This is a genomic window from Polyangium jinanense (assembly GCF_028435365.1).
Genome location: NZ_JAGTJJ010000001.1, coordinates 518,987 through 545,597 on the forward strand (window position 1 = coordinate 518,987; position 26,611 = coordinate 545,597).

Genomic DNA, 26,611 nt, shown 5'->3' on the forward strand with positions numbered 1-26,611 from the left:
CGATCGTTTGATTACCAATCATCCGAGCGCGGCCGCGGCGCGCCCCTGAGCTCGGCGAGCGCGTCCTCCATCGACAGGAGCACCTGCTCCGCCTCGTCCACGTTGTTTGGCCAGTGCGGGCTGAACCGCAGCACGCCGTCCGGGATCGCCGTGCTGATCCCGCGGCCGAGCAGTGCGCGGTGAAGCGCCACCACGTCGATGTCCTTTGGCGGCAACACCGCGAGGATCCCGCTCCGCCGGTTCGCCTCGGCCGCACGAAGACTCGTGAAACCTCGCTCCACGAGCCCCGCCTCCACCGCATCGCCCCAGCGCACCACGTGCGCGTAAATCTTCTCCACGCCGAGCTCGTCCACGACATCCACCGCTGCTTCGAGCCCCACGAGCCCGATCGCGTTGATGCAGCCGACCTCGAACACGTCCGCGCGCTTCTTGAGCGGCCGGTCGTACCGCATGTGCCCCGGCCCTTCGAGCAGGAAGCGCACCGCGTCCTCGTGGCTCAGCCATCCGGCGACGTACGGTTCGAGCGCCTCCACGCGCTCCTTCCGCACGTACAGCATCCCCGTCCCCTCGGGCCCCATCAGCCACTTGTGCCCGCCCGAGGCCCAGTAATCGATGCCGAGCGCGCGCACGTCCACCGGCACCGCGCCCGTCGCCTGGATCCCGTCGACGAAGAGCTCCGCCCCGTGCGTGTGGCAGAGCCGCGCCATCTCCCCGAGCGGCATCCTGAGCCCCGTCCGGAACTGCACCGCGCTCACCGCCACGAGCCGCGCGCCCTTCGCGAGCTCCTCCGCGAGCCGCCCGAGCCCTCGCTCGTCGCTCTCCTGGAAATCCGAAAGCGGCAGGAACACCGGCGTAACGCCGAAGAGCTCCCCCGCGCGCAGCCACGGCGTCACGTTCGCCGGGAACTCCCCCTCGAACAGGATCACCCGATCACCGCGCTTCCACGGAAACGACAGCGCGATCGCCGTCACGCCCGACGACGTGTTCGGGACGAACGCGATCTCCTCGGCCGACGCGCCCACGAGCCGCGCGATCTTCTCACGCAGCCGCGACCTTTGGGCCCCGTAGGTCCCGAAGGCTTGCGACCCGCGCTTTCCCCAGTCCGCGATCGCGTTTTGCATCGCGCGACGCACGGGCCAGGACGGCGGCGAGATGGCCGCGTGGTTGCAATAAACGAGCGCCTCGAGATCCGGAAAATGCTCCCGATCGCCGAGTTTTGCCGTGAATTTGACGTCGTCGACGCGACCCATGGGCCGAGAGGATGCCCCTCCCCAAGGCCTCCTGGCAAGGTTACGCTCGCGTCACGACGTGCGCGGCAACGACGGTGCTTATCGGGATCCGCTGCAGGGCTTGCGTGCCCGCGTGCAGGACCTCGCGAGCGAGGTCGAGGAACGCGAGACCATGCTCACCGACGCGCTCTTCGAGCACCTGCCTCGAAAGCTCGCCGAAACCCTCCGCGACGGCCGCGCCCGCGCGCGCTTGCCGGCGAACACTGAGGCCGAGCTCCTCGCCGCCGAGGCCACGTTCCTCGTTTATCGCGACGCCCTCGACCGCGCGATCGAGCTCGCGCCAGACCTCGAAGACGAGCAACGCGCGCTCCCCCAAGAAGCGCCCGATCCGCAGCTCTCGGGCTCGCTGCGCCCCTTCATCGACCTCTTCAAGGCCGACATCGTCGTCGAGACCTGCGACGCCGCCGAACGAGGGCTACGCCTTGCCGCGCTCGCGCTCGACAAGAACGCCGAGGTCGAGAAACAGACCGCGTACGCCTATCGCGCCCGCTTCCACGCGCACGACGCGCCCTTCTCGATCCTCACCCAGATCGCCTACTCCCCCAACGAGACCCCGGCCGAGGTCCACGTCTTCATCGCAACCTCCGTCGCCGCTGGAACACCACCATTACGGATTCGTCCCCAGACGCTTTTGCATGGCCTCGGCAAGGCGATCGGCCTCGTGCGCGAGGCGGAGGTCGGGGACGAACGTTTCGATGATTTGTTCCTCATCGAAGCCGAGGCTGACGTCGCAAAGAGCCTGTTCGGACCCGCCGTGCGCAAGGCGCTGCTCGCTGTCGCCGCCTTCGACATCCCCGATCTCGACGTACGTGGCGGCCGCGCCGTCCTCCACTTCCGCTTCGAGCCGAACGAGCGCCTCATCCGCAACGCCACCCTCGCGCTCGCTGGGATCCGAAAAGCCCCTGTCCGCGTCTCGCTCCTGCGCTGATACATTGCGACGGATGAAGGCCGCCTCGAAGTGGAAATATTCGGCGCTGTTGTTCTCCGTGGCCGCGATCCTGGGCGCGATGGGATGTTCGAACGACCAAACCCCCACGCCCGAAGCCAAGCCGGCTGCATCCGCCGCGTCGAAGGGACGTGTCGAGTGGGTCCGTGCGACCGAGGGGGAGGACGTCGCGACGACCGTGCGGCGCGAGATCGAGCGCGCTCGCAAGGACGGACGAGATCTGCTCGTCTACGTGGGCGCGACGTGGTGCGAGCCCTGCCAAAGGTTCCATCACGCGGCCGAGAAGGGGGAGCTCGACGACATCTTTCCGCGCCTGCGGATCCTGGAGTTCGACCTCGATCGTGACGCCGAGCGGCTCGCGGTCGCCGGTTACACGTCGCGGCTCATCCCCTTATTTGTCGCGCCAAACGAAGACGGCACCGCCTCGGATCGACGCATCGAGGGCTCGGTCAAGGGCGAGGCGGCCGTCATGGAGATTGCGACCCGTCTCCGCCGCATCTTGCCGCGCGCCTCGGCTGGCCCTACCGGCTGAACCGCTCGCCATTCACGGCCCCCGGCGACGCGGAAGCGTCTGTCCGACTGCTACGTTCTTTTCGCACCCCTCGCGTCTCGAACGAAACCCTCGAAGCCCGCGGGGGTCGCTTTGGGTGCGTCCTTCGCTCGTGGGGGGCGAGGGTTCGGCCGAACCGATCATAACGATCACGTCATCGCCGCCGGCGCGTCATCGTGTGCACGCGCCGCATCATCGAGATCTCCGGGAAGACGCGCGTGGTTGCTCGCGTTTTGCGCGTGTCTGCCGGCCTTCGAGGCGAGCCGTTCGCCTCGGGAGGGGAGCGTGCGCGCATGCATCAACATGTAACACATCTTACATCAACTAGCTCCTATGACAAACGTGTCTCGGGGCTGGTAACTGCAATAAAACCGTATTTTCCAGTGCCCAGGTTCGTCGGAACAGTGCATAGTAGGGTCGTGCTCGCCCAAAAGCATAACAGGGTGGACGTGGGGCCTGCGCCCGCCCGACGACAAACCAGGTTCCAGGCTCAGCAATCAACCACTTACTTGATCCGGCACGAGGAGGGCCGGCGGGGTCGTCCGTGAGGACGTCCCGAAAGAAACGCCATGCCGCGACGAACCGTACCGGATCCTTTTGCAACGCAGGTGGGTGGCCGCATCCGTGAGCTTCGTCTGGAACGAGGCATGTCCCTGGCCGAGCTCGCGGACGCGAGCGAGCTGTCAAAAGGACACCTTTCCAGCGTCGAACACGGGCTCGCTGCCATCACGATCCAGACGATCTCCCGGCTCGCCCGGGGGCTCTCGCTGCCGCCGCTCTACTTGCTGACCTTCCCCGCGGAGGACGAGCGCGCGCACGCCGCGGAGCTCGTTCGCAAGCTGCCTACCGATCAGGTCCGCAAGCTCCGCCGGCAGCTCCAGGTGCAGCTCGGTCTGCGTAAACGCTGATCCCGACGCACGTATCTCGACCGATCCCGAAATCGGGGCCGCCCTGAAAGGTGGCCCCGATTTTTTTAGGTCGACCGCGACGAACGCATCTCGATCGGCGTGACACACGTTTCCCCGAAGCGCTCGACGTCCACGTGCCGAACGCCGAAGCACGCCGATTTCACGGCACAACGGTCGCACGCGGGGACCTTCCGGCGAAACTCGACCGGCCCGGGGATGGGTTTGCCCGAGATGAACCGTTCGTCGGCGTCGAAAGCGCAGAGCGGCGGGCCGCACGGCCCATCGAGCCCGCGCACCACGATCCCCAGGACAAACGCGCGATCGAGCGCTTTGCGGAGCGCTGTGCGCAGGCGCTCGGGATCCGGCACGATCGTCCGGACGAGCGCACGATCGAACGGCATCGTCGGGTACGAGATCATGAGGTGCAGGAGCTTCGGATGGCGGCCGAACGTGTCGTGGATGAAATCGGGCAGCGCGCCGAGCTCATCGATGCCCTCGGCCGTGGTCACGGCGTTCAGCACGATCGGGATGCCCGCGTCGAGCAGCGCATGGATGCCCCGCACGGTACGCTCGTGCGTGCCGGGCGCTCGCGTGATGGCGTCCGACACCTTCGCGTCTCCGCTATGGAGCGAGACAAACGCTTGCGTGACGCCCGCGTTCGCAAGGCGCGTGGCATACCCTGGCTTGCTCGCCTGGATGGCGTTCGTCTCGAGCGTCACCCCGGTAAAACCGAGCGCGCGCGCCCGCTCCACATAACGAATGAGCTCCGGGTCGAGCATGGGCTCGCCGCCCGAGACGATGAGCGAACGCGCGCCGGCCGTCCATAGGTCCTCGATCCATCGAACGACCTGCTCGGGCCCGTAGCGCCCCCAATCGCGGCCCTGCCAGCACATGCCGCAGTCCTGGTTGCAACCGAAGCCCGTCCGCACGATACCTTCGAGCGGCTCGACGCCGGCGACGATCTGGCGGAAGAAGCCAAGCGGCACGCCGACGGGCAGCCGCGTGAGCTCCTTTGCGATCGCCGAAGCGCGCTCCCATCGCTCTTTCGTCGTCGCCACGACGAGCCGCGCTGCCATCGCCTCGAACGCCTTCGACCATCGCGCGGCCTCGGGTACGCTCGGACAAACCTCCACCGTGGCAATGCCAGCGGCCTTGTCCCAGCCGAGCCTGAGGCGCGCGACGGGATCACGTTTGCCGAGCACGAGCTCCACGTGATGTTTGTCCGCATTCACGTCGAGCAGCGCGAGCCCGAACGCGGGCAGGTCCACGGGCAGCGACGGCGCGTTCACGAGCACCCGCGCGAGCGCGCGTTTCTTCTCGGCCGCCTCGTTCTCGACGCTCGGCGGATCCCGAAAGACGACACCGTTCGTCCCGGCCACGTCGCGCCCGCGCGCGTGGCCCTTCGCGGCCATGGCGCGCTCGATGTCGTCGACCGAAAGGAGCGCCGGATCGGCCGCGGACGAGACGAGCGCGAGCAGCGTCTCGAAGAGCGTGAGCTCGTCGCGCCCCCCACTTCGGCGGATCGAAGCGGCGGCGAGGTCGGCGACGCGGTGCACATGTTTGTCCTGGAACCGCCACGGCCGCGCGGGCAGATACCCATAACGCGCGCTCGCGTCGTCCTCGGGGCTGTCGTACGTGTCGGCGAGCAGGCCGTCGCGCTCGGCGAGCCAGTAGAGCGCGGTGTCGGGATAAAGCCGCACGCGCGAGAGGAGCAGGTGGCCGCGGAGCTCGTGCATGCCGGTTCGCCTCATGCACGCGAGGTTTGTCCGGAGGTCGTCCATCGTGGTCCACGGTGTGAACAGGATGAAGCCGAAGGCCGCGTGCGAGAGGTCCATCGCGGGCGTGTATTCGGTGTTCCAGCGGCGGAGCGCTTCGAGGAAGCGGAGGAGCGTCTCCTGCGTCGCGCCTTTGTTGAAACGATCGAGCTCGGGCTGGGAGAAGTTCTCCACGCCGACGAGGAAAGGCGCGAGGCGGATCGACGAGCGCCGCGCGGACGCGAGCGCGCGCGTGAAGCGGGCCGTGTTCTGGAGCCACCAGTCGGCGCGGGACTCGATGAGCAGCGTGAAGGGCCCGAGCTTTTCGGCCTCGGCCGCCTCGACGAGCTCGGTGAGGTAATAAAACGGGTTCTGGTCGCGCAGGACGAGCGCCTGGATCTCCGGCGCGTTCGCCCGCAGATACCGGAGCTGGACGAGGGCCCAGGCGAGCGCCTCGTCGCGCGACTTGTGCTCGTAATGGTTGCCCGTGGTGCAGAACGCGCAACCGCGGCCCGCGCCTTCGGGGATCGTCGTGCCCGCATAAAGCGGGTTTTCCCGCGCGTCGGCCTGGTACGGGCAGCCCGTGTTGCCCGTGATCGGAAACGACGGGAACCGCGGGCGCGCGTCCTCGGTCGCGTACACGGGTCGGAGCAGCGGCGCATAACGCGGCAGCTCGCTGGGCGCCGAGCGGCCCGCGAGCGCGGAGAGGAGCGCGACCACGGCCTTCGGTTCTGCCGGACAAACGTGGTTCGCCGGCGCGTCCGAGAGGTCGTGCTCGCCGACGAGGCGGACGAACGTGGCGTCGGGCAATTCGCGGGCGAGCCGCGTGACGATCGCCGCGCTCCAGAGCCGCTCGTAAAGGATCGTCGGATAGGGGCGAAGCGCGCGGACGAGCGCGTCCCAGGCGGCGCTCGGTTCCGTCTCCGCGCCGCGCGGCAGGTGCGCCACGACGAGGTCGCCCGAAAGCCCCGCGGCGCGCATGGCGCCCGCGATGTGGTGCAGGCCCACGTCATCGAGGAACGACCGATCGCGGTGGCTGTGCAGGCTGAGGATGGCCGCCGGGAGCGCGCCTTCGCCGCGCGCATCTTGGGCAGACAAGGAAAGGGGCGGCACACCCGCCTCGCGAACGAGCGGCAAGGATCGCATCGGGGCCCGGAAGCCCGTAGGCTACACCGGGTGCGGCAGCCCGTCATCCTCCTCGGCAAAGGCGAAGTCTCGCTCGCGGCGGCGGACGGGGATGTGCTCGTCGAGCCCGAAGGCTCGGGCCTCGAAGCCATCGAGGCGCTCCTCGCCCGGAGCCCACGCGCGGCCGTCGTGACCTCGGGCGGCGACGAAGGTTTTTTTCGCGCGAGCTTGTGCCTCGAGCGGGGCGTGAAAGCCGTGGTCCTGCGCCGCGGCGCGTTCGTGGAAGCGTACGAAAAAGAGCTCGCCGCGCGGGCGCGGAGCTTCGGGCGCGAGCTCTTCGTGCACGACGACACGCGCGGATACGAGCGCGTGCGCGCGGCGAGCGAGCGTGTTCAGGTGGGCGCGCCCGAGGTCACTGCGTGGGAAGCGGCCGTGCGTGCGACGACGGGGAAAAGCAGGCAGGCGGCGACGATCGGGCTCGACGTCGATGCCGCCTGGGAAGAAGCCGCCGAGGCCGCGGAGCCGCTGCCGATGGACGCGCCCGTGCCGGGTTTGTCCGAGAACCTGGAGGAGGTCGCGTTCACGAACGGGGACAAACCCGTGCTTTATCTGGTCGTCCCCGCTCGCTCGCTCGATGCCGTGCGCGCGCGGCACCCGGGCGCGGCGATGGCCCTCGCGCGCGCGGAGGCTTTGCCACTCGCGGTCGAGGGCGCGACGGGCCGGCGCATCGAAGGCGCCTCCGGCGAGGCGACCGTGCATGTGTTTTTCTCGACGGACCCGGATCTTGCCGCGCGCGCGGCTTCGCTCTGGGAGCAGGGTTCGTCCCGGAACGCGGCCGCGATCGGCGAGCTGCTCGGGTATCCGCCCTGCTGCACGGCCGCGTTCGTGGCGCTCGCCGATCGCCGGAACAACGCGGCGCTCGTGTACGTCACGGCCGCGCGCACCCGCGCGCTCGGCGCGTCCTTTCATCCGCTGCTCGACGTGGCCGTGCGGCGCGTCGTCCCCTTCACCCCGTGCTCGTTCGGCTGCGAGCGCGCCGCTTCCGTGGCCGCGCGTGTCGTCGCATCACTCCCGCGCGACCAGTCCGAGCCGCTCACCCGCGCGCTCGCGCGGCCCGTGCTTTACCTCGACGAGGCACGCGCCGTCGCACTCGAAGGCGCCCAGATCGACGGCGCCGCGATCACCTTCGAATCCGCGCGTTTCCTCCCCGCCCCGGCCTCGCTCGATCCCGAAGGCGAGCTTTTCGCACGGAAACTTTTCGGGGCGCTTTTCGAGGGCGGCGGCGCGCTCGTGTGCACGGACGACGCCTTCGAGGTGCGCGGCGCCTCGTTTAACCGTCGCCTCGGACGAACCACGCCGCGGCTCGGCGTGCTCTTGCCGTTTGGTGGTTCGTCCGGGTAACCCTCAGCCGAGATATCCCGAGCCGCCGGGCATTGCGTCCACGCGCCCGCGCTGGCCGCCGGGGGGAATTGCCGCTTGATTGCGTCGCCCCACCGGCCGCGGCGGGATTTCGAGCAGATACTTCGTCACGGTCTCCTTGTCGTAGCGCCGTGACATCCAGAAAAGATCGTACTCGTTGATCTTGTCGAGCGTGCGGATGCCGAGGTCGCCCATGCGGGCGAGGATTCGATTGCGCGACGCATCGATCACGTCGCGTTTGTCCTCCCATTTCAACCCACCGATCTCGTCGTACGCGAGCGTCACCTGCCCCGTCTTCAATCGGTCGAAGCCTGGGCGGAGCACGATGCCGGCCGCCTCGGGGTCGACGCCCATGCCGGGGAACAGGTAAAACCCCTGGAAGCAGCCGACGATGTCGATCTCCTCGGCGAGCGTCTCCACGAGCCGCACCGTCGCGTCGACGTCCTCCTCGGTTTCGTGGAAATAACCGGAGATGAAATTGACGCGGTTGATGATGCCGGCCTTGTGGGTGTTCTGCAGCGTCTCGATGATGTCCCGCGAGAGCAGGCCCTTCTTCATCAATTCGAGGATCTTGTCGCTGCCGCTCTCGGCGCCGTAATTGAGCAGGAGGCAGCCGGATTCACGCATGAGCGCGGCGAGCTCGGCGGAGATGTCGGTGGGGCGGCAGGAGTCGGTCCATTGCAGGCCGGCCTTCGAATCGACGAGCCGCCGGCAAAGGCGTTCGAGCAGGCGCGGGCTCACGTTGACGAGGTTGTTCAGGAACATGAAGTCCCGGACGCCGTAGCGCTCGGAGAGCTGGATGAGCTCGTCCGCGGTCTTCTCGGGCGACTGGACGTCGAGCCATTCCTTCGCGCTGCAGAACTCGCATTTCGCGGTGCAGCCCTTCACGAATCCATAAGGGAGATACGCGAAGGGTTCGATGGGCTCGCCATGGTAGAGGCCGTCCCGCGCAAGGGCGGCGAGGAGGCGCTCGGTGGGTTTGCCGCGGTACAGCTCGAACGGGACGTCGTCGAAGTCGGGACGCGGCATGGCGTTGAGGTGCGAGCGGACGAGCTTGTTTTTCGTGACGCTCTCGCCCTCGCGGGACCAGACGCCTGGAATGTCGGCCGCGCGGCGATCCCGGTACGCTTCGAGGTGCAGGAGGCCGAGGAGCGGGATCTCGCCGTCGCCGTCGACCACGTAATCGAAGGTCTTTTCGGTGCCGAGCGCGCGATCACCGTTTACCTGATCCCGCTCGCCGCCGAGGACCGTGGGAAAACCCGTCCGCTCCTTGACGAGGCGCGCGAGACACGCCGCGATGTTCATCTGGAAATGGCCGAAGTAATCGACGATGGAAAACCCGACCAGCGCGCGGCGGCCGGCCTCGGCGGCGCGCACGAGCTCCGGGCCGAAGGAATTCCACAGGTGCTCGGCCGCCGCCGCGACCGCGGGGCTCTCGGCGCCCGCGAGCCAGCCGTCGACCGCGGTATCGTCTACGAAACAATCGAGCCGATCGTCGGCGTGCGTGATTTGCAGGTCGTGGATGTGCGTGGAAAAACCGTGGCCGCGGGTGAACGCCGCGAGCCGCGCGGCCGCGAGCGAGGGCAATTCCAGCTCGTCGTAGCTGTTGCGATAACGCGGGACGTGCACGAGGACCATTTCGAGCGGCCTTTTCGTCGCGCGTGTCGCATATCGTTCGAGGCTCGCCCGCGCGATGGCGACGGACGCGGCGGCACCGGCAAGCGAGGCCGGCGAGGGCGCGTCTGCAATACGAGGCGCCGAAAGGGCGTGGCGCGTCGCGACCTCGAAGGGGCTCGGGACGACGTCGAGCCGCACGGGGCCGTCCCGGAGGAGCGCCTTTCGTGTGAGCGATGCGCCCTGCTTGCTCCAGCGACAAACCAATGTCCCGCGCCGCATGACAGCCTCGACTTCGAGCGGGCCCTCGCCCTGCATCTCCTCGTCGAGGTCGACCTCGACGACGACGTCGCCGATACGCGCGTGGCAAACGAGCCGATCCGCACCCGCGAGCGCGACGACCTCGGTGACTTCGAGCCCACGCGCCGCGCCCGGGACGACCGCGTCCGCGAGCGCGAACGGGCCCGCGGCAAGGCGGGCGATCCGCGCCGCAGCATCCGCCGGAAGCTCGAACGGGATGCGCGCGCCCGCGACGAACGGCGTGCGCGTGGAGGCCGCGCGCCGCACGCGGCGGCCCGCCGGCGAGCGCACGGACAAACCCACGAGCGCGCCCATCGATTCACGCCGCGCCTCCTCGACGAGCGCGAGGAACATCGGTTCGAGGACGAGCGCGCCCGCGTCGATCACGTCGGGAGAAGCCGTGTCCCGAAGCGCCTCGGCGAGCGCCGCGGGGACGACGATCCGCACGCCGGGCGCCCCCACGACGAGCGCACGCGCGGCCTCTTCCGATACGTCGTCGCCAAGCACGAGGCAGCCGCCATCGCCCGCGAGCTTGGCCGCGAGATCGGGCGCGCGCCTCTGCGCTTCGGCCGCGGTCGTGGGCACGATGCGCGCGCCGCGCGCGAGGCGCGAGAGGGGCGAGACGACGCGCGGCGCCGATTCCGGTTTCCCAGCGACGGCGACGAGGAGAGCTTGCCGCTTGCCGTGCGCGTCCGTCATCCCGATCGATGCTACCAGCGGATGGGCCCCCGACGAAAGTGGCCGTCCCCGGCCCGCGCAGCCCGCTCGGCGTGATGCATGGCGCGGGCGCGATCCCCGGCATGGTGGAAATGCTCGGCGAGGATGATGTCCCGCTCGCCCTTCTGCTCGAGCCACGCCGCCGCGAGCGCGTGCCCGAGCGCGCGATCGGCCTCGGTGAGCATGCCGTAAGCCGCTTCCCGCACGAGCGTGTGGCGGAACGCGAGTTCCTGCTCGCCGGGAAAACGGCTGCCCGCGTGCGGTACGACGAAGCCCCGATCGACGAGCACACGGAGCCGGCCGCTCTCGGTCGTCGTGCGCGTGTGGCCGAGCAGCGCCGAGAGGCCACCCGACCAGAAGACGTCGCCGAAGATGCTGGCCGCGCGCAGGGTGCGCCGCGCCTCGGCGTCGAGCGCGCCGATCTGCGTCTCGAGCAGCGAACGCGCCGAGGTCGGTAGCTCGTCGCCGCGCCCTTCGAGCTCGGCGCGCGCGAGCTCTTCGAGCACGAGCGGCAGACCCGCGGCGCGCTCGACGAGGCGGTCGACACGCGCGGCTTCGGCCCGATCGCCGAGCCAGCCGCGCGCGAGCTCGACCGCGGCTTTGCGCGGCAGCGGCGCGAGCGGCATGACCTGCGTGAACGTGACGGCGGCCGTGTGGCCGAACTCGTCGAAGAGCTCGGGCCGCGCGAGAGCAAGCACGAAGAGCGGGCAATCGTGGAGCTCGCCGAGCACGTCGCCGAGCGCGGCGACGGAGCGCGCGTCGCACCCCTGGAGGTCGTCGACGACGACGATCGCCGGGCGGCCGGCGCGGGCCATGGCGAGCGCCTCGGCGCAATCGACCGAGGCATCAACGGTCGAGCGCCCCGCCCGCGAGATCGCCACGTTCGTGATCCCGCGGCGGCGTACCTCGCGCACGAGCTCGCGCCCGAGCCGCGATTTGCCGATGCCCGGCGGGCCCGTCACGAGCACCGCGCGCGGCGATACCTCTTCGAGGCACGCTTCGAGCGCGGAGAGCAGCGCCCCGAGCTCGCGCTCCCGGCCCACGAACGGCCTGTCGAGGAGCGAGGCAGACGCCTCGCCGAAGATCTGCGCCGCCGTGACATCACGCGTGCGCACCTCACGCTCGGTGAGCGCAGGCGGCGCGCCCGGAGGCCTTTCCGAGATGGGCTCGTCGACGTCGATCGCGGCGAGCGCGCGCAGCACGGCGGCCGCGCTCTGCGGCCTCGACGCCGGGTCTTCGTGGAGCAGGCGCGCGACGAGATCGTCGAGCAGAGGAGGCACGCCCGGCACGATCGTGGAGAGGCGCGGCGCGGCCGTGTAGAGCACCGAGGAGAGGACCTCGCCCTCGGTCGCGCCCGCGAAAAGCCGGCGCCGCGCGACGCATTCGAAGAGCAGGCAGCCGAGCGCGAAGAGGTCGGTCCGCGCATCGATCTCGCCCGCACCGCGCGCCTGCTCGGGGGCCATGTACCCGAACGTGCCGACGACGAGCCCGTCGCACGTCAAGGCGCGCGCGGGGCTCGATGCGCGGGCGATGCCGAAGTCGAGCAGGCGCGCGTCGTCGGGCCTTCGCGAGACGAGCAGCACGTTCTCCGGCTTCACGTCGCGATGCACGATCCCGAGCGCGTGCACGGCCTCGAGCGCCTCGGCGACGCGCGTGGCGATGAGGATCGACTCGGAGAACGTGAGGGGCGCAGGCTCGGCGAGGCGCTCGGCGAGCGTGAAGCCGTCGAGCCACTCCATCACGAGGAACGGCTCGCCCGCCTCAGTCGTGCCGTGGTCGAGGTACCGCACGATCGCCTGATGATCGAGGGTCGCGAGAATGCTCGTCTCGCGCGCGAAACGCGCTGCGTCATCGCTCGAAGCGCCGCGGAGAATCTTGACCGCGACGGCCTTGCCCGTGACGCGATCGAGCGCGCGGAAGAGGCTCACCGGCGCGTCGTGGACGGCACCAAGGAGCTCGTATCTCGCGCGTATCTCTCGATCCGCCATGGTGAGGGATGGGCCACCTCGCGCGCTCGGCCGCGCGCGGCCACCCTTCGAGGGTAAGGCCAATCGCCGTCGATCGTGGCACTTTTTCCCGTCCGTCCCCGCGCCCACCGAACCGCGCCGCTGCGTGCGGGTCTGCCCGACAAAGCTTGTGTCGGTTCCCGTGGCCTACTAGAAACGACCCCCATGATGCGAGGCGCCCTGAGTGACATCACCAAGGCCGTCGGTCGGACTCCCATCGTCAAGCTGAACAAGGTGACCGAGGGGATCGAGAGCGACATCTACGTCAAGTGCGAGTACCTGAATCCCGGCGGGAGCCACAAGGACAGGGTCGCCATCAACATGATCCGGGACGCCGAGGCGGCCGGGCTCAAGCCGGGCGGCACGATCGTCGAGGCGACGAGCGGCAACACCGGCGCGGCGCTCGCGCTGAACGCGGCCGTCAAAGGCTACAAGTGCATCTTCGTGATGCCCGACAAGATGTCGCAGGAGAAGGTCGACACCCTGCGCGCGTTCGGGGCGAAGGTCGTCGTTTGTCCCACGGCCGTCGAGCCCGACGACCCGCGCAGCTACTACCAGGTCGCCAAGCGCATCGCGGACGAGACGCCGAATTGCTTCTACGCGAACCAGTACCACAACCCCTCGAACCCGGGCGCGCACTACCTTTCGACCGGTCCCGAGATCTGGGAGCAGTGCGGCGACGAGCTCGACGTGTTCGTCGCAGGCATGGGCACGGGCGGCACGATCAGCGGGACGGGCAAGTACCTCCGCGAGAAGAAGCCCTCGATCAAGCTCGTCGGCGTCGATCCCGTGGGCTCGCTCTACTACGACTTCGTGAAGACGGGCCGCATCACGAAGCCCTTCAGCTACAAGGTCGAGGGCATCGGTGAGGACTTCTTCCCGAGCACGATGAACCTCCAGATCATCGACGAGGTCATCCGCGTCGATGACAAGGAGTGCTTCCTCATGACGCGTGATCTCGTGCGTCTCGAGGGCCTGTTCGTCGGCGGATCCGGGGGCGCGGCCGTCGCGGGCGCGATCAAGTACGCGCGGCAGAGCGGCCGGAAGGAGAACATCCTGATCCTCTTGCCCGACGCGGCCTCGAAGTACCTCGGCAAGATCTTCAACGACAACTGGATGCGCTCGAACGGCTTCCTCGAAGAGGAGAAGAGCCTCGGCACGGTGCGTGATCTGCTCGCGGGCAAACCCCTCGGCGAGGTCGTGTCCGCGCGGCCGCAGGACCGGGTCGGCGAGGTCATCAACAAGCTGAAGACCCACGGCATCAGCCAGATCCCCATCGTCGACGAGGGCAAGCTCTGCGGCCTCGTGCACGAGGTCGACCTGCTCCGTCACCTCGTCGGCGGCAAGGGCAGCCTCGACTCGCACATCCAGGAGCTCATCGAGAGCGAATACGCGACGGTCACCGTCGACACGAAGGTCGAGCTCTTGAAGGGCGTGCTGAACGACGCGCGCGTCGCCATCGTCACCGACGGCACGCGGGTCGTCGGGATCATCTCGAAGATCGATCTGATCGATTACCTGGCGAAGCGCGCGGCCGAGCCCGCGGTCTGACGCCTGGAAGGGGCGAGCACGTCGCGAACGAGCTCGCCCCCCTTCCCTTTCAGCGCCCGCGCACCGTCGCGGCCGTTTGTCCGAACAGAACCTTCTTCGCCTCGTCGTCCATCGCCGGGCCCTGGGTCTGCACGAGATCGCGACCGACGGCGCGGCCGCGCTCGACGGCAGGGCGGGCTTCGATCGCCTCGAACCAGCGCTTCAGGTGCGGGAAGTCGTCGAGGTTCTGCCCCTGCGCCTTCCACGGCACGACCCACGGCCAGGCGGCCATGTCCGCGATCGAGTAGTCGCCCGCGAGGTAGTCGCGGTCCGAGAGGCGTTTGTCCATGACGCCGTAGAGGCGGTTCACCTCCTTGGTGTATCGCTCGATCGCGTATTCGATCTTCTCGGGCGCATAGATGCGGAAATGGTGAGCCTGGCCGGCCATGGGCCCGAGTCCGCCCATTTGCCAGAAGAGCCATTGCAACGTTTCAGCCCGACCGCGCGCGTCTTTCGGCAAGAAACGACCGGTCTTCTCGGCGAGGTAGACCAGAATGGCGCCCGATTCGAAGACGCTGATCGGCGCGCCGCCGCCCTCGGGTTCGTGGTCGACGATGGCCGGCATGCGGTTGTTCGGGCTGATCGCCAGGAACTCGGGCTTGAACTGCTCGCCGCGTCCGATGTTCACGGGGATGACCCGGTACGGGAGCTCCACCTCTTCGAGCATGATGGAGATTTTGCGACCGTTCGGCGTGGGCCAAAAATGAAGATCGATCATCTTCCCTCCTCGGGCGCCGCGGGCCGGCGCGCGGACATCTTACCCCCGCTCAGGAACGATGCACGGAGCGCGCCGTCTTCCCCTCAAAACTCGCCCATGAAGCCGAGCGCCGGATACACGATGAAGCTATTGTGGTCGAGCTCGCGCACGGTTTGGTTGAGCACCTGCAGGTTGCCGTTCGAGATGAGCTGCACCAGGGTGAGCTCGAAACCGAAAAAGACGTGCTTGTATCCAACGGCCACGCCGCCCTGTCCGCCCACGTAAAACGCATTTCCGCCGAACGACGCGAGCTCGCTGCGGCCCGCGATCGCCTTCGCGACGTCCTCCGGGATCGCGAGCTTCAGCGAGGTGCCGAAATGCGTGTACATGAACCGCGGCCCGCCCCAGATCCGATACCAGTTCCCCTGTTTGCCGAACACGAGCGGGACGTCGATCTGAAATCGCGTGAAATCCTCGAGCTCGACGATCTGCAGCGTGTCGCCGAGCGGCAAGGGCAAAATGTAATAGCCGAGCCCGAGCCCCACGGAGGCGTCGACACCGTGCTTTTCCCCATTCAAAAATTGATAACGGCCGCCCAAGCGAAGGGAGCTCGTGGCGAAGCGCAGCGAGACTTCGAGGTTGTCGATCGGCGTGTATCCGACGCCGATATGCGGGGTCACCGAAGGCGGATTCAGGGCGAGGCTGCCGGCCGCGGCGTAGATCTGATCGACCTCCGCCTGCGTGAGGTCGCGATCGTCGGAGGCGTCGACGAGCACCGTGGCGACGTCGACGAGGTCCGAGATCGAGCCCGTCGGTATGGAGATATCCATCCCGAGCTCGGCCTGGACGTGGCCTTTGGGTGCCACGTGCGCCGGCTGCATGCTGGAGAGCGCCGGCGCGCAGCCGACGGCAATGAGGGAGGCGAGGAGGACGGAAATAAGCGTAGGGGTCGAGCGGAGGACAAGCACGACCCCGAACGTATCAGGAAGGGAGCGAGCTCAGGAAGACGCGACGACCGGCAGGCTCGCCCCGAAGAGCGGCGCGAAGATGCGCGAAAGCGCCGCGCTCGCGTCTTCGAGCGAAGGAGGCACCTTGCCCACGGCCGAGAGCCGAAGGGTGCGGCCATGGACCGGGACGTCGAACGAAACCATCCCCTCGCCCCGCGTGATCTCCGTGATCACGTCGTTGAAATGAGGCTCCCCCGTGACGATGCCGAGCGCCGCGAGCCACTCGTGGTCGTACCCGGCCCCGGCCCCGGCCACGAGCAGCCCCTCGTCGCTCGCGAGCGCCACGGCCTTGATCCGGCTCCGCTCGATCACGGCTTCGAGATAGAGGCTGGCCGCCACCTGGACCAGCTCGCTCCGTTTCCTGCGTCGTTCGTTCGTCATGTAGGAGAACCTCCGGTCGCGTGGGACATGACACTACCTTGGAGGAGCCCCCCGAGGCCAAGAATGCAGCGATCGAGCCTGTGGGGCACGATCCGATGGCGTCGTACGAAAAACCGGCGGGGCGTTCCTCGGGAGGGCCGTGGAAAGGTCTGTGACCAGACGCGAAAGAATTGCCGACGTTTCGTAAGCAGAGCGCACGCGGAGGGGCGAACGATCCACATGTAGAAGGCTGGTAAGGCGCAAGGAGGAAGAATACGATGTTCGGGATGCCCCTCCTCGTCCCTGCCGCGCGCGCACCGAGGCACCGTTGCCCCGCGCGCGCGCCCGGGAACGAAGCTGCCCGGCCAGCCGCCCGGTGTGGTGCGCGTCGCTGACTATGCTGCCGGAGAAGATCCCCGAGCTCATCGCATCGCGATATCGCGTCGTTCACCCCATTGGCGAGGGGAACATGGGGACGGTGTACCTCGTCGAGCACGTGTACACCGGCGAAGAGCTGGCGATGAAGGTGCTGCAAGCGCACGTCGGCACCAATGCGAAGCTCGTCAAGCGCTTCAAGCGCGAGGCCTGGCTGCCCGCGCGGATCCGCAGCGATCACGTGGTGCGCGTGATCGACGCCGACGTCGCGCCCGAGCTCGGCAACGCGCCGTTCCTCGTGATGGAGCTCCTGCGCGGCTCCGATCTCGAAGCGTACGTGCAGCGCATGCAAAAGGTGCCCGCCGCCGAGGTCGTGGGCATCTACTGGCAAGTCGCAGACGCGCTGAGCAAGGCGCACGCGCTCGGGATCGTCCATCGCGATCTCAAGCCCGAGAACATCTTCCTGCACGAGCACTACGACGGCCGCGTGATCGTGAAGGTGCTCGATTTCGGCATCTCGAAGATGGCCGGCGACGAGGGCAACATCGAGGAGGCGCGCCTGACCCGCACAGGCGCGGTGCTCGGGACGCCGCTCTACATGCCGCCCGAGCAAGCCACCGGCGACACGCCACGCGTCGGGCCGCCCGCGGACATGTGGGCGCTCGGGCTCATCGCGTTCCGTCTGCTCACGGGCCTGGTCTACTGGAAGGCCCACACGATGGCGGAGCTGCTCGTCGAGATCCTGACGCGCCCGATGGAGGCGCCGTCGGTTCGCGATCCGAGCCTGCCGCCGGCGTTCGACGCGTGGTTTTTGCGCTCGTGTGATCGCGATCCGAAGAAGCGGTTCGCGACCGTGTGGGATCAGGTCAAGGCGCTGGCCGAGAGCCTCGGGATCGGGCCGCCGGAGAAGGCGAACGAGGCGCATCGGACGATGCTCACGGGCCAGGCGCCGCAAGCCCCCGAGACGATCGAGCACGCGGAGACGCTGCGTCCGCAGAACCTGCCGAGCACGCCGAGCAACCCGCCGCCGCCGGCGACGATGCCCTCGGGCGCGCTGCCGCGATCGGAGCGGGAGCGGACGCACACGCGCCCCTCGTCGCGCTCGCGGCACAACATGAAGAAGGCGGCCGAGGCCGACGCCCAGGCGAAGGCCGCCGATGCCGAGGCGAAGGCGCAGCCCGGGACGGTGACGCCGATGCCCGCGAAGGGCTCGGAGCCGTTGCACGTGGGCATCGGGACGGTGCTGCGCGCCGGCAGCGACACGCTGGTCCCCGAGGGCGAACGCCGGCAGCTCACGATCGTCTCGTACGAGCTTTTGCCCTCGACGGAGAACGCCTCGAAGCTCGATCCGCAGAAGCTGCGCGATTCGATGAAGGAGTACGAGGACACGTTCGCGCAGGTGATGAAGGGCTACAAGGGCCAGACCGCGCAGCCGCTCGGCGAGGGACAGATCGCGTACTTCGGCTACCCGATCGCGCGCGAGGACGATGCGCGCCGCGCCGTGAGCGCAGCCCTCGAGCTCGTGGAGTCGGCGCAGAAGCTGAACAGCCGCCACGACAAACCACTGCTCGACGTGCGGGTCGGCGTGCACACGGGCCTCGTGCTGACGTGGGAGATCATCGACGAAGCGGCGAGCAAGCCCGCCGCGATCGCGGGCGCGACGCCGACGATGGCCTGGCGCCTGGCGAACCTCGCGCGGCGCAACACGGTGCTCATCAGCGGCACGACGTACCGGCTCGTGCGCAACTACTACCAATGCCAGGGCCTCGGCCTGCGCACGCTGAAGGGCTACCCGCAGCCGGTCGAGACGTACCAGGTGAGCGACGAGAGCGGCGCGAAGAGCCGCATCGAGGGCATGACCACGGGCAGGCTCACGCCCATGGTCGGCCGCGATCTGGAGCTCGGCCTGATGCTCGATCGCTGGGCCCGCGTGGAAGAGGGTTCGGGGCAGCTCCTTTTGATCTCGGGCGAGGCGGGCATCGGCAAGTCGCGCCTGACGCGCGTGTTCCGGGACAGACTCGAGACCTCACCGCACACGTGGCTCGAGACGCGTTGCCTGCAAGATCAGCGCGACCGCCCGCTCTTCCCGATCGCGGGGCTCGTGAACCAGCTCTTCGTGCTGGTCCCGCGCGACACCCCCGAGGAGAAGATCAGCAAACTCGAGCGCGCGCTCACGCACTACGGCTATCCGCTGCCCGAGGTGATGCCGCTCTTCGGCGCGCTGCTCGGCCTGCCGGTCTGGCATCGCTATCCGCCGATCACGATGGCCGCCGATGATCAGCGCGCGAAGCTGCAAGAGGTGCTCTTCACGGCGATCGAGACGCTCGCGCGGAAGAGGCCGGTCGTGGTCATGTTCGCGGATCTGCACTGGGCCGATCCCTCGACGCTCGCGATCCTCGGCGACATCGTGCACGACCTGCCGACGGTGAGCACGATGCTGCTCGGCACGGCGCGCCCCGGGTTCGTCCCGCCGTGGCCCGCGCGCTCGCACGTCAGCACCGTGACGCTGAGCCGCCTCACGCCGAAGCGCGTGAAGATGATGGTCGAGGAGATCACGAAGGGGAAAGAGCTGCCCCAGGAGGTCTTCGATCAGCTCGTCGAGAAGACGGACGGCGTGCCGCTCTTCGTCGAGGAAGTGACGAAGATGCTGCTCGAATCGGGGCTGCTCGAAGAGCGCGGCGGTCGTTACCTGCTCACGGGCCCGCTGCCCGCGTTCGCGATCCCCGCGACGCTGCGCGACTCGCTCATGGCGCGGCTCGACAGGCTCGGCTCCGCCAAACGCGTGGCGCAGCTCGGCGCGATCCTCGGGCGCGAGTTCACCTACGATCTCATCGAGGCCGTGTCGCCGATCGATCCGACGACGCTACAACGCGAGCTCGATCGACTCGTCGAGGCGGACGTGCTCTACCAGCGCGGCCGCATCCCGCGCGCGACGTACACGTTCAAGTACGTGCTCGTGCAGGACACGGCGTACGAGTCGCTGCTCCACAACACGCGCCAGGCCTACCATCGCAAGATCGCGCAGGTGCTCCTGCAGCGCTCCATGGCGGCCTCGCAGCTCGGCGACGCGAAACAGAACCGCGAGGCCGGCGCGAGTGGCAACGCGCCTTCGCAAGCGCGGAGCGACGACAAGACATCGTCCTCGGACGAACCCCATCGGTCGCCTCAGAAGGACGTGAAGGAAGTGCTGCGCGGGCTCATGAAGGACAACCCCGACGACCCGCTCGGCAACGTCAAGGACCTGAAGAAGCGGCCCTTTTAGCGAGACATGAAGGCAATTCGAGTCGATGCGTTCGGGCCCCCGGCCGAGGTGGTCCGTTACCTCGAGGTGCCCGAGCCGGAATCGCCGCGCGAGGGCGAGATCACGGTCTCGGTCGAGGCAACCCCGATCAACCCGTCGGATCTCTTGATCCTGTCGGGCATCTACGGCGCGCTGCCGCGTCTGCCGACGGTGCCCGGAAAAGAAGGCGTGGGCCGCGTGATCGACGTGGGCCCCGGCGTGCGCGGAATCGAGCGAGGCACGCGCGTGCTCTTGCCGATCGGCGCAGGCGCGTGGCGCGAGCGGCTGAAGGTCCACGCCGAGGACGTGATCCCCGCGCCGGAAGGCGTGCCGGCCGAGCAGCTCGCGATGGCGACGTTGAACCCGCTCGCCGCGCACTTCCTGCTGACGGCGCTCGTGAACCTCGGGCCCGGCGACTTCCTCGTGCAGAACGCGGCGAGCTCGGCGATCGGGCGGTGGATCGTCACGCTCGCGAAGGAGCGCGGCATCAAGACGGTGAACGTGGTGCGGCGCGCGTCGCAGTGCGAGCCGTTGCGCGCGCTCGGCGCGAACGTGGTGCTCGTCGACGGCGCCGAGCTCGGCAAGCGCATCACCGCGGCGACGCGTGGCGCGTCGATCAAGCTCGGGCTCGACGCGGTCGCGGGCGGCGCGACGACGCGCATCGCGGGTTGTCTCGGTCGCGGCGGCACTGTCGTGAGTTACGGCATGCTGAGCGGACAGCCGGGGCACATCGCGACGAACGATCTCGTGTTCCGCGACATCCACCTGCGCGGCTTCTGGCTCGCTTCGCACCTCGCGACGATCCCGAAGGAGGAGCTCTGCGAGCTCTGGAAGCGGCTCGCGGGCCTGGTCGCGACGAGCGCGGTCGCCGTGCCGGTCGAGGCGACGTACACGCTCGATCGAATCAAGGACGCCGTGACGCACGCCGAGCGTGAAGGCCGCGGCGGCAAGATCGTCCTCGTCCCGCAGGGCCGCTGATCAAGCGCGCGCGACGATCGCCGAGAGGAGCCGTCCGCTCTTCGCGGCGTCACGCCGATACGAGAAGTAACGCTCGCGATCACACACGGTACAGCCGCGGACATCGTCGATTCGCGAGGGCTCGACGCCCGCGGCCGTGAGCTGCGCGCGGACGATGCGGCGAAGGTCGACGTGCGCGCGGTCGCGGCTGCGATCGACGACGTCGTCGCCGGCGTCGGAGGCGCTGGCGAGCGAGGCTGCGACGTCATCGCCGACCTCGAAGCAACACGGCTCGATGTGCGGGCCGATCGCCGCGACGATGCTCGGTGAAGACGCGAGCGTGCGGAGAACGGCGACGCCCGCGGCGGCTGCGTTCGCCACGGTGCCGCGCCAACCGCTGTGCACGGCGACGACGGCGCCGCTCTGTCGATCGGCGAGCAAGACGGGCACGCAGTCGGCGGAGCGCACGCCGCACGCGACGCCGCGCGTGCGCGAGGCAGTGATGTCGCCGAGGCGCTTCACGACCTCCTCGCGGTCTTCGGTACCGTCGAGGATGTGCGCGTCGGTGCCGTGAACCTGGCTGAGGATGTAAAGGCGCGACAGGGGCACACCCAGGGCCTCGGCGCAACGACGAATGTTCTCCTGCACGTCCGACGGGTCGTCTCCGGTGGCGGCGGCGGCGACGTTCAGGGAGTCCCACGGGGGACGGCTGACCCCGCCAGCGCGCGTGAAGAACGCGTGGCGGAAGCCCTCGGCGTCGAGAAGTGCCGAGAAAACAGGGCTCGGCGCGCTCGCCAGGGGGGGTCCGGAAGGGGGGCCCGAAGGGGGATCGGCAAGGGCTTCGGCCGGGGGGTTACCGGAATCCCGGGATGGCGTGGTGCGTTGGGACGCCTGCTCTCCATTCGGGCTTTTCACGGATCTTCCTCGCCGGACGTGAGGCTGTCATGGACGAGCGAGGCCGGCGAGGTGATATTTTCCGGCTGAAGATCCGATGCGCCCGCAAGACCCGAACATCGGCCGAGACATTCTGGGCGGTCAGTTCCAGATCCTGCAGAAGATCGGCTCGGGCGGGATGGGATCCGTCTACAAGGCCGCGCAACCGGCGATGAACCGGATGGTGGCCGTGAAGATCCTCCATCCGAAGCTCGCGAACCGCAAAGACCTCGTCTCGAGGTTCCGACGCGAAGCGCGCGCGATGAGCCACCTGACGCACCCGAACACGGTGAAGGTGCTGCTCTACGGCGAGCTCGAAGACGGCTCGCTGTACATCGTGATGGAGTACCTGGAGGGGAAAAACCTCAACCAGATCGTCCGCAAGGAGGGGCCGATGCCCCTCGATCGCGCGATCCCGGTGCTCATCCAGGTCTGCGGCGCGCTGCAAGAGGCGCACTCGCAGGGGATCGTCCACCGCGACCTGAAGCCCGAGAACATCTTTTTGTCCACCAACGGAGGTCTGCGCGACTTCCCGAAGGTGCTCGACTTCGGTCTCGCGAAGGTCACCGAGCGCGAGCTGCGCCCAGGCTCCGTGATGCTCACGCAGGAGGGCATGGTCTTCGGGACGCCGGAGTTCATGTCGCCCGAGCAAGCCCAGGGCAAACCGCTCGACGCGCGCAGCGACATCTACTCGCTCGCGGTGATCCTCTACGAGATGCTCACCGGCAAGCTGCCGTTCGATGCGCGCACGCCGATGGAGTTCATCCAGCACCACGTGACGAAGCCGCCGCTCGCGCTGGAGACGCGCGTGCCGGGGAAAACCTTCCCGCAAGGACTCGGCGCGGTGATCGCGAAGGCGCTCGAGAAGCGGCCGGAGGATCGATACACGACGGCCGCGGACTTCGCCGACGCGCTGAAGCCGTACGCGCCGGGCGGAGGCAAGGGTTTCTCCGGGCTGTTCCCCGCGAGCAGCATGGAGGTGCTCGAGAAGGCGTCGCGCTCGCACGCCGAGGTCGCGAACATGCCGGAGGCGAAGCCGGAGTCGCAGCGCCAGCCCGCACCCGGGTCCTCACGGCAAGGAGGCGCGGCCGCGCCCGCCGCGATGGACGGCGCGCCCTCGAACCGCAAGCCGAACGGCGCCAACCCGATGACGAGCACGGGCAATCCGGCGTCGGCGCCGCGGTCGCCGATGACGAGCACGGGCAACCCGGCGTCGGCGCCGCGGCCGATGCCGTCGCCGCACGCCGTGAGCCCGAAGCTCAGGTCGGGGATCACCGACGGCCCGTCGTCGCTGCGCATCGCGCCACCCGCGTCGAGGTCGCAGCCGGGCCCCACGCCCGCGCCCACGCCCGCGCCCGTCGTCGTGAAGGGCACGCCGTCGACGCTGATGCTCGTCGGCGTGGCAGTGGGCTTCTTGATCGTGGGCGTGCTCCTCGCCGTCATCGTCCTCAAGCTGCTTCGCTAGCGGACGATCCGAAGCGCGCTCGGCGTTTCCGAGACACCCACCATGCCGGCCGATCGCCCCTCCGAAGAACAGAACGGTAGCGACGCGAGGAAGAGCTCGCCCGCAGCGCCAAACGAGGCGAAGAGCTCGCCCGCAGCGCCGAACGAGGCGATGAGCACGACCGACGAGGAGCGCGAGAAGCGGCGCGCCGCGCGCAGGCGCAAGCGAACGATCCAGCGCTGGGTGCGGCGCGCGGGGATCGCGATCGTGCTGCTCGCGGCGGCGGCGATGCTCGGCGTCGCGCTGACGATCCGGCACTACGAGGCGGACCTGCCGTCGACGGAGGAGCTCAAGAGTTACAGGCCGCCGCAGGTGACGCGCGTGCTCGCGCGTGGCGGTCAGGTGGTGCTCGGCGAGCTGTTCGTCGAGCGGCGCACGATCGTCGATGTCGAGTCCTTGCCTGCGCACGTGCGCTACGCGGCGCTCGCCGCGGAGGACGCGGCCTTCTACGAGCACAAGGGGCTCGACTATCCGGGGATGCTGCGCGCGCTCTACAAGAACCTGCGCGGCGCGAGCACGAAGCAGGGTGCGAGCACGATCACGCAGCAGGTCGTGAAGAACGTGCTGCTCACGTCCGAGCGCACGTTCGACCGGAAGATGAAGGAGGTCATCCTCGCGCGTCGCATCGAGCAGGAGCTCACGAAGAACGAGATCCTCGGGCTCTACCTGAACCACATCTACTTCGGGCACGGGCGCTACGGGATCGAGGAGGCTTGTCGGTACTACTTCGGCAAGTCGATCCGCGAGGCGACGCTCGCGCAGGCCGCGCTCCTCGCGGGGATCGTGAAGGGGCCGGGCATCTACTCGCCACGCGTGAGCCTCGAGCGCGCGAAGAAGCGGCGCGAGTACGTGCTCGGGCAGATGCTCGCGAAGGGCTTCGCGACGGCGGAAGAGGTGGAGCGCGCGCGGACGGAGGAGGTGAACCTCGCGCCCGCGCAGGAAGAGATGCGCGAGCTCGCGCCCGAGGTCGTCGAGGAAGCGAAGCGGACGCTGCGCGCGCTCGTGGGGCCGGACGCGGATCGTGGCGGCTACACGATCACGACGACGATCGATCCGACGCTGCAGTCGAAGGCGCGCGGCGCGGTGCGGTCGAGCCTCGACGCGTACTTGAAGCGGCACAACATGGTCGCGCCGCTCGCGCCGGGCAAACGCGAGCCGCCCGCGTTCGAGGGCGCGCCGAAGCCGAGTGGTCATCGCGTGTACGCCGGCGTCGTGACGGGACACGACGACACGAAGGGGCTCTTGTTCGTGCGGATCGGCGCGCTCGCAGGCGCGGTCGATCTGCGCGGGAAGAGTCGGTACAACCCGAAGGATCTCCTGCCGAGCCAGTTCGCGAAGGTCGGCAAGGTGCTGCGCGTGAGCCTCGTGGACCCGAAGGAGGCCGCCGCGTCGGCCGCGGATCCGCGCCAGGGCGCGCCCGAGCCGCCGCACGAGGAGCCGCCGCCGGAGCAAATGCCGAAGGAGAAGACGCAGCCCGCGGGGCTACGGCTCGAGCTAGGTCCGCAGTCGGCGCTCGTGGCGATCGACGTCGCGACGCGCGACATCGTGGCGCTCGTCGGTGGCTACGAGGGCGTGCGCGCCGGGCTCGATCGGACGCTCGCGAAGAGGCAGCCGGGCTCGACGTTCAAGGCGTTCGTCTACGCGTACGGCATCCACACGCGCAAGCTCACGCCGGCCACGTTGCTCGAGACGAACCCCGCAGCGCTGAAGGGCTACCAGCCGAACAACTACGACGAGAGCGAAGGGAAGACGCCGGCACGTCTGCGTGAGGCGCTCGCGCACAGCGTGAACGTGGCCGCGGTGTGGTCGATCCAGGAGCTCGGTCCGGCGAACGTGATGACGTTCGCGCAAGAGCTCGGGATCGAGTCGAAGCTCGGCGCGGATCTGTCGCTCGCGCTCGGGGCCTACGAGGTGACGCCGCGCGAGATGGCCGCGGCGTACGCGGCGTTCGCGGCAGGCGGCGAGTACAAGAAGCCGCGGCTCATCACGCGGATCACCGGGCCGAACGGGGTCGACATCCAGCTCGACGCGGAGCCGGAGCCGAAGCGCGTGCTCACCGAGGAGGAGGCGTTCCTGATGAACAGCCTGCTCCGGACCGTGGTGGAGCGAGGCACGGCGACACGCGCGAAGGCGCTCGATCGATGGATCGCCGGCAAGACCGGGACGAGCAACCAGTCGAAGGACGCGTGGTTCGTCGGTTACTCGATGGACATCGCGTGCGCGGTGTGGACAGGCTTCGACGACGCAGCGCCGCTCGGCGCGGGCGAGACGGGCGCAGTCGCGTCGCTGCCCGCGTTCGTGGACTTCATGCGCGAGGCGCACGCGGGCAAACCGAAGCGCGCGCCGACCGAGCCCGCGGGCCTCGAGCACAAGCAGATCGATCCGGAGACGGGCCTGCTCGCGTACGAGGGGCAGGAGAACGCGGTCGACGAGGTGTTCTTGAAGGACACCTCGCCCGACGCGGGCGTCGACGCCGCGCCGGACGGCGAGGCGGACGCGGAGACGGGCGCAGCCGAGGAGGGCGCGGAGGCGGGCGCGGAGGAGCCGCTCCCGGTCATCCCGGTGCCGACGCTGAAGCCGGAGGGGTCGCCCGGCGAGGGCGAAGGGGAGCACGCCAAGGAGCCTTGAGGCTCCGGCGTTCGTTCGAGCTCAAACGAGCTCGTCGGTGGGCCCTGCGCCCTCGCGCAGGATGTGCACGTCGCCTGCGCTGAGGTCGACGACGGTCGTGGGCAGGGTGCCGCCAGCACCGGCGTCGAGGACGAGCTCGAGGCCGGGGAAGCGCTCCTTGATCTCCCACGGATCGACCATGGGATCCTCGCCGGGGGGCGCCGCGGTCGTGCTGATGATCGGCCGCCCGAGCTCACGCACGATCGCGAGCGTGACGGGATGCGAAGGCACGCGGATGCCCACGGTCTTCTTGTTCATCTGCACGATCTTCGGCACCTCCCGCGTCGCTTGGAGCACAAAGCAATACGGGCCGGGCAGGAAGCGCTTGAGCACGCGGTAGGCCGCGTTCTCGACGATCGCGTACCGCGCGATGTCACCGAGATCCGGGCAGATGAAGGCGAGGTTCTTGTCTCGCTGCATCCCCTTGATCTGGTAGAGCGTCTCGATCGCCTGCTTGTTGAAGAGGTCGCAGCCGAGCCCGTAGACGGTGTCCGTCGGGTAAGCGATGACGCCGCCCTTCTCCAGGATCTCGACGGCGCGCCGGATCTTGCGAGGCTCGGGGTGCTCGGGGTTGATAGGGAGGAGGATGGCCACAGGTGCGGCTCGGGAGGTG

At 68.8% G+C, this 26,611-nt stretch carries 18 protein-coding genes; 9 read left to right on the forward strand and 9 right to left on the reverse strand.

Annotated elements, in window-relative coordinates; all coding sequences use genetic code 11:
* Positions 1 to 11 precede the first annotated feature (11 nt).
* Positions 12 to 1,250, reverse strand: coding sequence for an aminotransferase class V-fold PLP-dependent enzyme (locus KEG57_RS02085; protein ID WP_272418320.1), 1,239 nt, complete (start codon positions 1,248 to 1,250; stop codon positions 12 to 14).
* A 58-nt stretch (positions 1,251 to 1,308) separates the two neighbouring features.
* Here KEG57_RS02085 and KEG57_RS02090 point away from each other — a divergent pair, with 58 nt between their 5' ends.
* The 3 genes from KEG57_RS02090 (at position 1,309) to KEG57_RS02100 (ending at position 3,693) form a co-directional block, all read left to right on the forward strand.
* The gene (locus KEG57_RS02090; protein ID WP_272418319.1) at positions 1,309 to 2,217 is read left to right on the forward strand and encodes a hypothetical protein; all 909 of its coding nucleotides are present in this window, start codon (positions 1,309 to 1,311) and stop codon (positions 2,215 to 2,217) included.
* A 13-nt stretch (positions 2,218 to 2,230) separates the two neighbouring features.
* Entirely contained in the window at positions 2,231 to 2,767 is a 537-nt protein-coding gene (locus KEG57_RS02095; RefSeq protein ID WP_272418318.1) for a TlpA family protein disulfide reductase, read from the forward strand.
* Positions 2,768 to 3,354: 587 nt separating this feature from the next.
* Positions 3,355 to 3,693 (forward strand): helix-turn-helix domain-containing protein, encoded by a 339-nt coding sequence (locus KEG57_RS02100; protein WP_271927784.1) that lies wholly within the window; start codon positions 3,355 to 3,357, stop codon positions 3,691 to 3,693.
* A gap of 65 nt (positions 3,694 to 3,758) precedes the next feature.
* Here the strand turns inward: KEG57_RS02100 and KEG57_RS02105 are convergent, their stop codons facing one another.
* Positions 3,759 to 6,545 (reverse strand): radical SAM protein, encoded by a 2,787-nt coding sequence (locus tag KEG57_RS02105; protein WP_272418317.1) that lies wholly within the window; start codon positions 6,543 to 6,545, stop codon positions 3,759 to 3,761.
* Between the two features lie 78 nt (positions 6,546 to 6,623).
* Between KEG57_RS02105 and KEG57_RS02110 the strand changes: the two genes are divergently transcribed.
* Positions 6,624 to 7,973: a hypothetical protein gene (locus KEG57_RS02110; protein ID WP_272418316.1), complete on the forward strand. Its 1,350-nt coding sequence runs from the start codon at positions 6,624 to 6,626 to the stop codon at positions 7,971 to 7,973.
* Between the two features lie 3 nt (positions 7,974 to 7,976).
* Here the strand turns inward: KEG57_RS02110 and KEG57_RS02115 are convergent, their stop codons facing one another.
* Both KEG57_RS02115 and KEG57_RS02120 read right to left on the reverse strand, forming a co-directional pair.
* On the reverse strand, positions 7,977 to 10,604 hold the full coding sequence (locus tag KEG57_RS02115) for a B12-binding domain-containing radical SAM protein (RefSeq protein WP_272418315.1): 2,628 nt from the start codon (positions 10,602 to 10,604) through the stop codon (positions 7,977 to 7,979).
* 11 nt (positions 10,605 to 10,615) lie between these two features.
* The gene (locus KEG57_RS02120) at positions 10,616 to 12,610 is read right to left on the reverse strand and encodes a protein kinase domain-containing protein (RefSeq protein WP_272418314.1); all 1,995 of its coding nucleotides are present in this window, start codon (positions 12,608 to 12,610) and stop codon (positions 10,616 to 10,618) included.
* A gap of 183 nt (positions 12,611 to 12,793) precedes the next feature.
* Between KEG57_RS02120 and KEG57_RS02125 the strand changes: the two genes are divergently transcribed.
* The gene (locus tag KEG57_RS02125; protein WP_272418313.1) at positions 12,794 to 14,179 is read left to right on the forward strand and encodes a cystathionine beta-synthase; all 1,386 of its coding nucleotides are present in this window, start codon (positions 12,794 to 12,796) and stop codon (positions 14,177 to 14,179) included.
* Positions 14,180 to 14,228: 49 nt separating this feature from the next.
* On the opposite strand, the gene KEG57_RS02130 is transcribed toward KEG57_RS02125, so the two are convergent.
* From KEG57_RS02130 to KEG57_RS02140, 3 genes are all read right to left on the reverse strand, one after another.
* Positions 14,229 to 14,936, reverse strand: coding sequence for a glutathione binding-like protein (locus KEG57_RS02130; RefSeq protein WP_272418312.1), 708 nt, complete (start codon positions 14,934 to 14,936; stop codon positions 14,229 to 14,231).
* Between the two features lie 83 nt (positions 14,937 to 15,019).
* Positions 15,020 to 15,883, reverse strand: coding sequence for a hypothetical protein (locus KEG57_RS02135; protein ID WP_272418310.1), 864 nt, complete (start codon positions 15,881 to 15,883; stop codon positions 15,020 to 15,022).
* A gap of 30 nt (positions 15,884 to 15,913) precedes the next feature.
* Complete coding sequence (locus KEG57_RS02140; protein WP_272418309.1) at positions 15,914 to 16,303, reverse strand: hypothetical protein; 390 nt, start codon at positions 16,301 to 16,303, stop codon at positions 15,914 to 15,916.
* 376 nt (positions 16,304 to 16,679) lie between these two features.
* Between KEG57_RS02140 and KEG57_RS02145 the strand changes: the two genes are divergently transcribed.
* Together KEG57_RS02145 and KEG57_RS02150 are read left to right on the forward strand one after the other, a co-directional pair.
* On the forward strand, positions 16,680 to 19,919 hold the full coding sequence (locus KEG57_RS02145) for a protein kinase domain-containing protein (protein ID WP_272418308.1): 3,240 nt from the start codon (positions 16,680 to 16,682) through the stop codon (positions 19,917 to 19,919).
* Positions 19,920 to 19,925: 6 nt separating this feature from the next.
* The gene (locus tag KEG57_RS02150; protein ID WP_272418307.1) at positions 19,926 to 20,915 is read left to right on the forward strand and encodes a zinc-dependent alcohol dehydrogenase family protein; all 990 of its coding nucleotides are present in this window, start codon (positions 19,926 to 19,928) and stop codon (positions 20,913 to 20,915) included.
* On the opposite strand, the gene pgeF is transcribed toward KEG57_RS02150, so the two are convergent.
* Positions 20,916 to 21,692: a peptidoglycan editing factor PgeF gene (gene pgeF, locus KEG57_RS02155; protein ID WP_272418624.1), complete on the reverse strand. Its 777-nt coding sequence runs from the start codon at positions 21,690 to 21,692 to the stop codon at positions 20,916 to 20,918.
* A 193-nt stretch (positions 21,693 to 21,885) separates the two neighbouring features.
* Between pgeF and KEG57_RS02160 the strand changes: the two genes are divergently transcribed.
* Both KEG57_RS02160 and KEG57_RS02165 read left to right on the forward strand, forming a co-directional pair.
* The gene (locus KEG57_RS02160; protein ID WP_272418306.1) at positions 21,886 to 23,292 is read left to right on the forward strand and encodes a serine/threonine-protein kinase; all 1,407 of its coding nucleotides are present in this window, start codon (positions 21,886 to 21,888) and stop codon (positions 23,290 to 23,292) included.
* A 42-nt stretch (positions 23,293 to 23,334) separates the two neighbouring features.
* Positions 23,335 to 25,959 (forward strand): penicillin-binding protein 1A, encoded by a 2,625-nt coding sequence (locus KEG57_RS02165; protein WP_272418305.1) that lies wholly within the window; start codon positions 23,335 to 23,337, stop codon positions 25,957 to 25,959.
* A gap of 21 nt (positions 25,960 to 25,980) precedes the next feature.
* Here the strand turns inward: KEG57_RS02165 and KEG57_RS02170 are convergent, their stop codons facing one another.
* Positions 25,981 to 26,592 carry an L-threonylcarbamoyladenylate synthase gene (locus tag KEG57_RS02170; RefSeq protein ID WP_272418303.1) on the reverse strand — a complete coding sequence of 204 codons (612 nt, stop codon included), beginning with the start codon at positions 26,590 to 26,592 and terminating at the stop codon, positions 25,981 to 25,983.
* Between the last annotated feature and the right edge of the window lie 19 nt (positions 26,593 to 26,611).